The following is a 10630-nucleotide window of genomic DNA, read 5'->3' as shown; positions in this document are numbered from 1 at the left end:
ACCGGGTTCGACTCCCCCCACACCGATTATCGGGGGTCGGGGGGCCGGCCCACCAACCAGTGGGAGCCCCCCCACGGCAAGGACGGACACGACTATGGTGCCCACGGCAACTTCGACGACCGTTCCAGCGCCCGCTCGCCACTGACGGCGCTGGCCCGTCACCCCGCGGTCACGAGCGGTCTGCTCGGCGCTGCCCTGGGCGCGGCCTCCCTGTCCCGTGCAATGCACCGGCGCCGGAGCCGCTGCTAGTGCAGCGCCGCGCTGATCCTGCGAGGGATGTCAGGTCTTGAGTGGGGTGCCGTCGTAGGTCCATCGGAAGGGGCGGGCGGCGTTGTCGTAGGCGATGGTGAAGTCGCGGATCTGGTCGATGAGGTCCTGGCGTTAGGTGAACTCGCCTCGTCGCAGTAGCCGGCGGGCCAGGATCGAGAAGAAGATCTCGACCTGGTTCAACCACGAGGCGTGCTTCGGTGTGTGATGGACGGTGAACCTCGGGTGGGCTGTGAGCCAGGCCGTCGTAGCCTTCGAGACGTGTGACGACCCGTTGTCGAGGACCAGGTGAACGGTCAGAGCGGGGTTGATGGCCCAGTCCAGCAGACGCAGGAATCGGATGAAGGTGACAGAGTCGTTGCGGGCGATGTCCTCGATGAGAACCTGTCCGGTGTGCACGTCCAGGGCCGCGACGATGGACACGGTGCCGTGGCGTCGGTACTCGAACTCGCGGCGCTCGGCATCGCCGGGCCGTGCGGGCCTGGTGGGGTGGCGACGCGAGCGGGCCTGCATGGCCGTCTTCTCGTCCACACTGAGCACGACCGACCCCGGCGGGCGAAGCAGGTAGAGGGCGCATACCTCGGCGGCCTTGATGTGGAAGTCCGGGTCGTCAGGGCGGGTGAGCCAGCCGCGAACGAGGTGGGGTTTGAGGTCAAGACCGGCCAGGATCCGCCCGACCTGGGAGGCGGAGATCCCGTGGACGGCAAGGGACTTGGCGATCGACTTGTGGGTCCATTGACTGTCGGGGACGGGTTTGGCGGAGGTGACTGTGGCGACGATCGCAAGGTGCACCTCGGGTCCGTACCGACGCGGACGGCCCGGCCTCCTGCGGTCGTCCAGAGCGGTCAGGCCCTCGTGGTGGAACCGTTTGCGCCAGCGTCGCACGGTGGCGATGTGCAACCGGTGGCTGCGGGCGATAGCCGCGTTGGAGATACCGTCAGCGGCAGCCAGGCCGACCTCCGCTCGCTGGATGCGCCGCAGCGGGGCGGTGCGTGAGTGGGCCAACTGCTCCAGTACCGACCGCTGGTTGTTGTCCCAGACCACCGGGAACGGGCTGTGCGCCGGCATGTCCCCACTCCTGGATTCGACGAGCGTCGATCATTGTCGCGCGGACGAGTGGGGTCGGCGGCAGTGGCCTCGCGGGAGCCGGGGCTGGTGGCAGGATGACGGCCATGGCGAATACCAGGCGCGCGAAGTCGATCTCCCGCTCGCGGACGGCACCCGGGAAGGTCGTCCACAAGATCAAGGTCACTTTGCGTGGCTCCCGGCCCCCGATCTGGCGCCGCCTGGAGGTGCCGTCGGGCACCACGCTGCAGCAGGTTCACCACCTCATCCAGGCGGCCTTCGGCTGGGAGGGCTACCACATGTGGGCCTTCGAGACCCCGCAGGACCGCTACGGAGTCGCCGACCGAGAGCTGGGGATCCGCAGCGCGGCGTCCAAGCGGCTTGACGAGGTCGCCCCAAGCGTCGGCGACAAACTCGGCTACACCTACGACTTCGGTGACGACTGGGAGCACGACATCCTCGTCGAGGCGGTCGCCGACGCCGAACCGGGTATCGCCTACCCTCGTTGCCTCACCGGCCGTCGTGCCTGCCCACCCGAGGACTGCGGTGGGATGTGGGGATACGAGTACCTCATCGAGATCCTCACCGACCCCGACCACGAAGAACACGACGACCGGCTCGAATGGCTCGGTCTCGACACCGCCGACCAGTTCGACCCCGCCGCCTTCGACCTGGCACAGGTCAACAGCGCACTGTCCGGCTTCACAGCCATCCTGATCGAGAACTGACGCTCCACCCTGCGGCATCGATCGCCCCGGCCACCACGGCAGGAACGATCCTGACCCTCGCAGGATCAGTGCGGCGCTGCACTAGGTGTCGGCCACTGTCCAGGACAGCTATGCGGCCGACCGACTGCGGACAGGCCTGGGTCCGCCTTCACGGTTCAGGACGCCGGGTCGACGTCAGGCGATCAGGAGCGTGAGGTCCAGCTGCGACTCGACAACCGCGAGGCATGGGGCGGCACCTGACACATGTCCCCGCTGCGGAGCAGTCTCGTGGTGAGGCCGCCGCACGGCGGTCGAGCCGCGGGCCCGGGTGACAGGGACCTGTACCGGGCCACGGCCGACGCAACTGCGCCGTGTGGAAGGGGGAGGGCGGCTTCGACGGCTCGTAGGCTTGAGCCTGCCCGGAGTCTTCGCGGCATCAGCGCATCGCTCCTACTTCAGCTGCCAACTGGGCCAGGTGGGCACCGAAGCCGCCGACCGCCCGGGGGCGCAACCGGCTCGAGGTCTCTACTGGGCAGTGCGGGGTGCGCAGCACCCGATGGCCGTTCCGTTCGAGTGCGCTGACAAGAGCGTGGTCCTCGCCTATGGGAAGGGCAGGGAACCCACCGACCTCCTGATAAACCTCGGCGGCCACTCCGAGGTTGGCGCCGTGGACGTGGGGGTGGCGCCAGAGCGCTCCACAAAGGGGGCGCGAGGCGTAGTAGATCTCGTGGTGACGGTCCGCGAGCTGGGGGACCGGCGGCCACCGGGCCACGGTGACCGTGCCGACCACTGCCTCCCGGCCGGCGCGTGCCTGGTCGAGCTGGAACGCGAGCTAGTTTGGTGGGACGGCGCTGTCGGCGTCGGTGGACGCGATCCACGTGGCGGAGGCGGGGGCCCCCAGCGTGGCAAGGGCGTGCTGCACAGCGGTGGCGCGGGCCTTCCCTGGATTCTGGGATCCCAGATGCAGCACGCTCGCACCCGCCGTGTCGGCCACCTTCGCTGTGTCGTCCACGCAGGCATCGGCCGCCACAACGGTCATCACACGCAGGTCAGCCAACGCGGGGTGGCGCGCGGCAGCGGCCACGGCGGCGAGCGCGCGAGGCAGGAGAGCCTCCTCATTGTGCGCGGGGATGACTACCGCTATCGCTTCCGGCGTCATGCCAGCCCTTCTCTCTGCGCCGGCGACGGTGGTCGGCGTTGGTCCGGGCCGGTGCGGCCGGATGTCTGTAGAACGAAGTCCATGAGGTTGCGAAGCCGGCCCGCTGCTTCCGTGTGCCCCTCCGTTCCTGATGCCTGTGCCTGGTCGGCAACTCCGCAGCGCACACACAAATGTGCGGCAGGGCGTCCGGGGGCCGCGTCGCCCAGGATGCCCGTGCAAAGGCCGCGGCGGCAGCAGGTGCCCTCGGGTGTTTCGTGGAGGTCCAGGGCAGCGGGGCGGTACTCGTACAGCAGGGAACGAGGTTGGCGGTCCGCTGTCGGTCCAGGTGGCGTCTGGCTGGGCGCAGGCCGCCGGCTCCCTACGGAAGTGGTGTGCCACCGGTGGCATTGAGGATCTCAGCGGTGATGTAGCTGGCCTGGGGTGAGGCGAGGAAGACGTAGGCGGGAGCCATCTCGGCAGGCTGGGCCGGTCGCCCCAGGGGAGATTGCTTGCCGAAGTTGGTGGTGTCCGGGAGCGTCGCCGGGATCAGCGGAGTCCACACCGGCCCGGGGGCGACTGCGTTGACGCGGATGCCGTCGGAGGCCAGCATCTGTGCGAGCCCCTGGGTAAAGGTGACGATGGCGCCCTTGGTCATCGCGTAGTCGAGCAGGTGCGGGCTGGGTTTGTACGCCTGCACGGACGCGGAGTTGATGATCGAACCGCCTTGAGGAATGTGTGGCACAGCCATCTTCGAAAGCCAGAACATGCTGTAGAGATTGGTGCGGACGACGCGGTCGAACTGTTCAGTGGTGATGGCGCTGATGCCGTCGGGCTGTGACATCTGATAGGCGGCGTTGTTGACGAGGGTGTCGATCCTGCCGAACTCCGTCAGTGCCCGTTCGATAAGACGTTCGCACTGCACCTCCTCGCGGACGTCGCAGGGCACCGCCACCGGTGTACGCCCGGCTTCCTCGATGTGGCGGGAGGTCTCAGCGGCTTCCTTGCCCTCTTCCGGGAGGTAGGTGAACAGGACGTCCGCGCCCTCGCGTGCGAAGGCCAGGCAGACAGCCCGCCCGATGCCGGAGTCCCCGCCGGTCACCACGGCCTTGCGGCCTTCCAGAAGGCCGCTGCCCCGGTACGACTCCTCCCCGTGGTCGGGCGGAGGGTCCATGGGTCCCGTCCAGCCTGGGTGGGCCTGGTCCTGCTGCTCGAACTCCGGCTGAGGGTGCTTGGTGACCGGGTTCTGCTCGGCTTTGTTGTCGCCTGCCACTTCAGGTCTCCTTCATTGCATGACGAATGTGACGCGCCCCCTGACCTGGAGAAAGGGCGGGCGGGGTCCGGGCGGAGCACTGCGGCCCCTGTGGCCTGTCCTGCTTCTCGGGGGAGCCCTGGGTCAGCTGGGCGGGTAAGGGTCGTCGTTCAAGAGGCGGGACAAGTGCACCGCGTTGGCCGCGAGGGTCCGCGTTGTCGATGTGACGGATTCCGGAGTCCGTTCGAGATCCTGGTAGTCCGTGCCGTGTTGGGCTTCGCCCACCCAGTAGGTGACGGCACCCGGCGCGAGAGAGAAGCCTTGGAAGAGGTCGGCGCTCACTTTGTGCGCGCCGTCCTCCTTGCCGACGACGGCCGCGAGGCCCACCTTGCCGTAGGTCAGCTGCCGGCCCTGGTCGTCGGTCTCCGAGATGTCGGCGTTGAGCCGCTCCAGGACTCGTTGGCACAGGCTGGAGGGGTGACCGAGCCAGATCGGGGTCGAGAGGAGGACGATATCGGCCTCCATGGCTTTCTCCCGCAGTGCGGGCCAGGCGTCTCCGTCGCCCGTGTCGCGCGCGATGCCCGGCCGGACCTCGTGATCGGCGATCCGGATGGTCTCGCCGCTAACACCGAGGCCAGTGAGCTCGGTCATGATCTGGTCCGCGAGGAGTTGACTGCTGGAGGGGGCGGGTGAAGCGTTGAGGGTGCAGACGAGCGCGACAGCGCGAGTCATCAGGGGCCTCCTCGAGAGTTGATGCCCCTTGCGAGGCGTGGTGCGGCTTCCGTACCGGCTGACGCCTGGCAGTTCAGGGTGTGAGGACGGTCTTGATCATTCCGTCTTCCTTGGCCTGGAAGGTCTTGTAGGCGCGCGGCCCTTCTTCGAGGGGCAGCGTGTGGGTGGCGAAGTCGTCGACACCGAGGACGTCGGCATCGGTGAGGAGCGGGAGGATGTCGGGCACCCAGCGCTTGACGTTGGCCTGGCCCATGCGCAGCTGGATCTGCTTGTCGAACAGCGTCATCATCGGCATGGGGTCGACGGCGCCCCCATAGACGCCGATGACCGAGATGGTGCCGCCGCGGCGCACGGCATCGACGGCCGTATTGAGGGCAGCCATGCTGTCCACGCCGGCGCGGCCCATGACCTTTTCCCCCAGCGCGTCGGGCAGCAGGCCGGCGAATTGCTGGGCGGCCTTGGCCAAAGGACCGCCGTGTGCCTCCATGCCCACTGCGTCGATGACGGCGTCGGTGCCACGGCCTGCGGTAAGGCTGCGGATTTCGTCGCCGACGTTCTTTCCGCATTCATTCAAGTCCAGGGTGTGCACGCCCCGGGTGCGTGCCCGCGCCAGACGTTCGGGAACGAGGTCCACGCCGATGACCTTGCTCGCGCCCTGGTGCAGGGCGATGCGGGCGGCCATGTCGCCGATCGGGCCCAGCCCCAGGACCGTGACGGTTCCGCCCTGCGGGATGTCGGCGTAAGCGACGGACTGCCACGCGGTCGGGAGTACGTCGGAGAGGTAGACATAGCGCTGGTCCGGCGGGCCGTGGGGCACTTTGACAGGGAGAGTGTTGCCGAAGGGCACGCGTAGCAACTCGGCTTGCCCGCCGGGGACTTGCCCGTAGAGCTTGGAGAAGCCGAAGAGTGAGGCGCCCATCCCACGCTCGGTGACCTGGGTCGTCTCGCACTGTGAGTGAAGCCCTTGGGCGCACATCCAACATGTGCCGCAGGAGATGTTGAAGGGCACGACGACCCGGTCCCCGGCCGACACGGCGGTGACCTCCGGCCCGACCTCCTCGACGACGCCCATCGGCTCGTGCCCGAGAATGTCCCCCGGATCGAGGTACGGCCCGAGCACCTCGTAAAGGTGCAGGTCGGACCCGCAGATCCCGGTCGACGTGATACGGACGATGATGTCGGTCGGGTCCACGATCTTGGGGTCGGGGACCGTGTCGATGCGAACGTCGCGCTTACCGTGCCATGTCAAAGCCCTCATGACGCCTCCTTCGAGTCGTAATGCCTCGCCAGGCCGTTTTTAACCAGTTTGCCCCTAATCGGCAGCGGCGGGTGCGGGAGTACGCCAGCGGCGGTGGGAGGGACCAATCGCCCTCTCGCGGTGGCGCGCCACTGGCAGTGTTTTGTGCGCTCAGGGGGCGAGGAGAGAGTCGTCATACATCTGAGCTCCCGGAAGCTGGTGGTGGGCGGCGATCAGAGCCGCATCCACGTCGGAGGTGCCGGTGGATATGCACAGGGCGCAGGCGACCTCGGTCATGCGTCCGCGCGGCTCTGCGTTGCCGCGTTCTGCGTGTACAGCCTGCAGGGCCTCGTATTCGTCTACGAGCTTGCGCAGCACTGCAGGGTGGGCCATCAGCATGCCGGAGGACTCCTCAGCCTTGGATTGCATCGTTCTCAGTGGCACTCACGCCGGTACCCGGTGCACGAACACTCATGTCCCGTGGCCGCGCGGATGTGAGGTGGCGGCCGCTCCTTGAGTTCTGCTGGGGGTCGACCTTTTCGGGCGCCTCTCCAGTGGGGCCCCGTGTGTCTCCGTCCGCTGGGATGCCGGGTCACGGCCCTGGTGGGAGGCCAGGGCCTCGACGATCTGCTGTCGGGCACGCTTGAAGGGGCTCCGCCGCGAGCAGCGGGTCGCGGGGCTCGATGTCCGCAACAGCCGGATTCCCCCTCGTACTGGCCGTTGGCCTGGCCGCCGCCCAAGCTGGTCCTCCTCACCGTCTACGAGGGATCCAGCAGCCTCACGCTTCCGGTGCGCCCCACACGGGAGCCCGACCACCTTCCGCAGCGCCCCTTCGGCGGACCCGAGGGCGCGCCTCCCCTCGCCAGCACCCAGCTGACGGCTCCGGAGCAGCGCTGGGACGTCAAGCGTGACCTGGTCGGCTACCGCACCGAGCTGGAGATCGTGAAGGATCGCGGTACGGTTCGGCTGGACGATATCTGCCTGGACACCGGGCTCCGCGCCTACGAGCGGTATACGGCCGTCGCCGATCAATTCACCTCCGTCTCTGGCGAGACCGCCTGGATCATGCGATTTCAGCGCGATGACTGGGACGTGCGGATTGAAACCCGCACGGTGCTGCGGTGCAGTGAGTCGGAGTTCTTCGTCGACGCCATTTCTTGGACGGTTTCGAGAACGACCGCCGGGTGTTCTCCCGCACCTGGAACGAGACACTGCCGCGCGATCATCTGTGACGCGACGGGGCGCCCGCGTTCTCCAGCGCGACGCTCAGCAGTCACGGAGCCGATGCGAACGAGGTCTTCATGACTGCGATCGGCACCAGGACCTGCTCGGGCGAACATGTCAGAGCTGACCACTGAAACGTGATGGTGACTCAGGCGCTTTCCTCCGGGGAACTCCTGTCTCTGATCGAGGCCCGCACAATCCGCACCACCAGGCGGGCCAACAGGCCGATTTCGTCGGCGGCGTCCTGATGAGCGCGCACCACCGCGGGACGTCCCAGCCGAGGTCGGCCTCGGCGGCAGCCAGGGTCTGCTGGAGCGAACACTCCCAGGCACCGTTGGGCTTGGCCTTCGCTGGGCGAGGAGTCTTCCGGGGCGCTGGCCGAGGAGAGCCTGTCGCAGGCGTCAGTGCGCCGGCATCGCGCTCGCAGGCAGTAGGGCCACGGGCGCCGTGTTTCTCCGTCGATGCCAGCGGACGGACGCGGGGCCATTGGCAGACCGGGGTTATGCGCTCTTCGGGTTCTGGGAGGGCTGCACACTTCCCTGGGCGATCGGACAGGAACGCGCCCCGGCATTCCTGGGGTTCTGACCCGTGATGCCGTACGACAGCGCCGAAAACCAGGCGTCATCCGTGACCCGACCGGTGTGCTGTCCACCGCCGCCGCTGGGCCCAACCAAGACGGCTCGCAACGAAGTACCACACCCCCCGGCCGGGTGTGTCTGCCGTGGCGGGGCACGAGCTGGGCGGGAGACTTGGCGTTTGGTCGGGTGCAGAAGCGGGAGGGTATGGATGGCTGGCTGCGCGGGTCAGATGGAGCGGTTGGAGGCAGGCCGGTTCGCCCGGATCGGTCAGTGGTGGAGTCGGGCGCTGGGGTCGGACGGCTACGAGCGTCATACGGTGTTGTTGGTCGGCAAGAGCATGCTGGCCGCGACGATCGCGTGGGTGATCTCCTCCAACCTCTTGAACGCGCAGTCGCCGGCGTTCGCACCGTTCTCTGCGGTGGTGATCATGCAGGTCACCATCTATCAGTCGCTGGTGCAGTCACTGCGTTATGTCGGTGCGGTGGTGGCCGGAGTGGCCGTGCAGGTCGCCTTGGGCTTCCTGGTGGGGCCTGAGGTGGTGACGTTTGCGTTGGTGGCTCTGGTCGCCCTGGTGATCGGGCGGTGGCCGGCCTTGGGGGCGCAGGGCGGTCAGGTGCCCACGGCGGCGTTCTTCGCCTTTGCCACGTACACCTCCGCCACGGGGTATCCAGAAAAGATCGCCCAGCTGGGACAGATCGTCCTCCTGGTCCTCATCGGGTCCGTCGTGGCCCTTGCCGTGAACTTCGCGGTCTTCCCGCCGATGCGCTTCCGAAGCGCCGAATACAGTGTCCGCACCCTCGCGCACGCCTTGTGTGATCTGCTCGGAGACATCCATCCGGTGCTGTCCGCAGGCGAACTGGAGGAGGAGCAGACCGCGCATTGGCGCGCTCGGGCTGCTCAGACCGGTGAGCTGATCACCCAGGCCCGGGCCGGCATGCGCACGGCGCGGGAGAGCCTCTACTACAACCCGCGCCGTCTCTTTCGCCGCCATCGCGGGCGCACCGGTTTCGAAAACTACGGGGCCGTGCTGGAAGCGCTGGAACGGACGCTGTACCAGGCTGCCTCCCTCACACGCAGCCTCGACCAGTGGCGCGACACCGAGACCAGCTACGACTACCGCGTATTCCTCGAGCGCTACAGCACGTTCCTGGCGTCCATCGCCGACTGCGCCCGCCTCCTCAGCGCCCTGGACGAGGACCACTTGGCTGACCAGGCCGAAGAACTGGGCCAACTGGCGGACCGGGCCCAGCGCTACCGTCGACAGGTAGCCGAGCAGGCCGAGAGCGACGGGCTGCCACTCGCCGACCCCACCCGCCCGTACGGCGTACTCGTCGTGGAGGCCACCCGGCTGATGGAAGAGTTCCAGCACACCAGCGACGTACTCCAGCGCTACGCCGACGAGTAGGACAGCAGCGATTCCGTTCGGTGTGCGTTTCAGCCGCGGAATCATCTTCGACCAGGGCCTGGGTGACCTGTTCGTCGTCCGCACCGCAAGGCCACGTGGCGGGACCGGAGGTGCTGGGCATCGAATACGGCGTGAGCGTGCCGGACTGCCCGCTGGTGGTGGGGCTGGGCCATGGCGAGCCTGGCGCGACGTCGTCGACCTGCTCGCCGAGTGCCTGCCCGTGAAGGAGTGATCTGGTCAGTCCAAGCTCGGCCACCCGACCAGCGCTTACCGGCCACCACGGCAGGTTTCTGGCGTATTCCGGTACCGGGCCGGCCGGGTGTGTCCCGATAGCGGCCTGCCGACCAAATAGGCGTTGTCACAGTTCTGACCGCCCGCGCGGCGCCGACCACGCGATGCGCCATCGGACCGGAAGGTGAACGAACGTGACCGATACGTCTACCTGCGCCAGATCGACGTACCCGGCGTGGACACCAAATTCATCGAACATCACCGCGCCATCCTGACCACCCTGGTCGAGCACTCGTGCCCACCGACCGCATCGACACCGAGGCTCCGCGTACCAATCGCCACCCGCTACCGTTTCCCGCAGAACCCCGCCTGTCTGACGTGCTCATCTGTCTGCGGGAACGCACTGCCTTGCCCAACCCGCCCTGACAGATGCCTACTTGGCCAAGCGGCGGAAGAGCGGTCGCAGTCCGACGGGACATGCAAGTTCCAGTGGCGGGTAGGGGCCCCTATGACGAGGCCCAGCAACCGGAAGGAGCCAGAGCATGAGCACGAGCACGAGCAACAGCACCTTGACGGTAGGAACGGCGCCCGAGACCTCGTCGAAGGTGTGTGCCGTTCCGGCTCCGACGGTGCTGCCGCAGATCCAGGTTCCGCAGCGCGTTGCTCCTTCCGACGCACGGGAGTTGTCCAAGCAGTTCCTGTTGCGGCTGCAGGAACTGGACGAGGGGACCCCCGAGTACCAGTACGCGCGGAACACCCTCATCGAGATGAACCTCTCCCTGGTGCGCTATGTCGCC

General features: G+C 67.6%; 9 protein-coding genes and 4 pseudogenes. 6 read left to right on the top strand and 7 right to left on the bottom strand.

What is annotated here, in order from left to right; genetic code table 11:
• Positions 1-249: pseudogene (locus tag ACGFWI_RS38485) on the top strand (short-chain dehydrogenase); the annotation flags it as partial.
• A gap of 132 nt (positions 250-381) precedes the next feature.
• Here ACGFWI_RS38485 and ACGFWI_RS38480 read toward each other — a convergent pair.
• Positions 382-1335, bottom strand: coding sequence for an IS630 family transposase (locus ACGFWI_RS38480; RefSeq protein WP_393910719.1), 954 nt, complete (start codon positions 1333-1335; stop codon positions 382-384).
• Positions 1336-1439: 104 nt separating this feature from the next.
• Here ACGFWI_RS38480 and ACGFWI_RS38475 point away from each other — a divergent pair, with 104 nt between their 5' ends.
• The gene (locus ACGFWI_RS38475; RefSeq protein WP_393910718.1) at positions 1440-2060 is read left to right on the top strand and encodes a plasmid pRiA4b ORF-3 family protein; all 621 of its coding nucleotides are present in this window, start codon (positions 1440-1442) and stop codon (positions 2058-2060) included.
• A 415-nt stretch (positions 2061-2475) separates the two neighbouring features.
• Here the strand turns inward: ACGFWI_RS38475 and ACGFWI_RS38470 are convergent, their stop codons facing one another.
• The 6 genes from ACGFWI_RS38470 to ACGFWI_RS38445 form a co-directional block, all read right to left on the bottom strand.
• Positions 2476-2829 (bottom strand): hypothetical protein, encoded by a 354-nt coding sequence (locus ACGFWI_RS38470; protein ID WP_393910717.1) that lies wholly within the window; start codon positions 2827-2829, stop codon positions 2476-2478.
• Positions 2830-2871: 42 nt separating this feature from the next.
• The gene (locus tag ACGFWI_RS38465) at positions 2872-3198 is read right to left on the bottom strand and encodes a glycosyltransferase (protein WP_393910716.1); all 327 of its coding nucleotides are present in this window, start codon (positions 3196-3198) and stop codon (positions 2872-2874) included.
• A 358-nt stretch (positions 3199-3556) separates the two neighbouring features.
• Positions 3557-4447: an SDR family oxidoreductase gene (locus tag ACGFWI_RS38460; RefSeq protein ID WP_393910715.1), complete on the bottom strand. Its 891-nt coding sequence runs from the start codon at positions 4445-4447 to the stop codon at positions 3557-3559.
• A 123-nt stretch (positions 4448-4570) separates the two neighbouring features.
• Positions 4571-5158, bottom strand: a complete 588-nt coding sequence (locus ACGFWI_RS38455; protein ID WP_393910714.1) for a flavodoxin family protein — start codon at positions 5156-5158, stop codon at positions 4571-4573.
• 73 nt (positions 5159-5231) lie between these two features.
• Entirely contained in the window at positions 5232-6416 is a 1185-nt protein-coding gene (locus tag ACGFWI_RS38450) for a zinc-dependent alcohol dehydrogenase (protein WP_393910713.1), read from the bottom strand.
• 150 nt (positions 6417-6566) lie between these two features.
• Entirely contained in the window at positions 6567-6824 is a 258-nt protein-coding gene (locus ACGFWI_RS38445) for a DUF5133 domain-containing protein (protein ID WP_393910712.1), read from the bottom strand.
• A 273-nt stretch (positions 6825-7097) separates the two neighbouring features.
• Here ACGFWI_RS38445 and ACGFWI_RS38440 point away from each other — a divergent pair.
• The 4 genes and pseudogenes from ACGFWI_RS38440 to ACGFWI_RS38425 all read left to right on the top strand — a co-directional run.
• Positions 7098-7627 (top strand): annotated as a pseudogene (locus ACGFWI_RS38440) (peptidase S15); the annotation flags it as partial.
• Positions 7628-8405: 778 nt separating this feature from the next.
• Positions 8406-9602: an aromatic acid exporter family protein gene (locus tag ACGFWI_RS38435; RefSeq protein WP_393910711.1), complete on the top strand. Its 1197-nt coding sequence runs from the start codon at positions 8406-8408 to the stop codon at positions 9600-9602.
• A gap of 415 nt (positions 9603-10017) precedes the next feature.
• Positions 10018-10107, top strand: a pseudogene (locus ACGFWI_RS38430) (DUF3322 domain-containing protein); the annotation flags it as partial.
• Positions 10108-10375: 268 nt separating this feature from the next.
• A pseudogene (locus ACGFWI_RS38425) lies at positions 10376-10630 on the top strand (RNA polymerase sigma factor SigF); the annotation flags it as partial.

The organism is Streptomyces sp. NPDC048434 (genome assembly GCF_043200375.1).
Taxonomy (GTDB): domain Bacteria; phylum Actinomycetota; class Actinomycetes; order Streptomycetales; family Streptomycetaceae; genus Streptomyces.
Note: the sequence above shows the minus strand (reverse complement) of the source record. Positions and strands in the feature narration are given on the sequence as shown.

Coding starts and splice junctions, on each gene's coding strand:
- ACGFWI_RS38480 (WP_393910719.1), bottom strand. CDS start 1,335: ATGCCGGCGCACAGCCCGTTCCCGGTGGTCTGGGACAACAACCAGCGG.
- ACGFWI_RS38475 (WP_393910718.1), top strand. CDS start 1,440: ATGGCGAATACCAGGCGCGCGAAGTCGATCTCCCGCTCGCGGACGGCA.
- ACGFWI_RS38465 (WP_393910716.1), bottom strand. CDS start 3,198: ATGACGCCGGAAGCGATAGCGGTAGTCATCCCCGCGCACAATGAGGAG.
- ACGFWI_RS38455 (WP_393910714.1), bottom strand. CDS start 5,158: ATGACTCGCGCTGTCGCGCTCGTCTGCACCCTCAACGCTTCACCCGCC.
- ACGFWI_RS38450 (WP_393910713.1), bottom strand. CDS start 6,416: ATGAGGGCTTTGACATGGCACGGTAAGCGCGACGTTCGCATCGACACG.
- ACGFWI_RS38445 (WP_393910712.1), bottom strand. CDS start 6,824: ATGCAATCCAAGGCTGAGGAGTCCTCCGGCATGCTGATGGCCCACCCT.
- ACGFWI_RS38435 (WP_393910711.1), top strand. CDS start 8,406: ATGGCTGGCTGCGCGGGTCAGATGGAGCGGTTGGAGGCAGGCCGGTTC.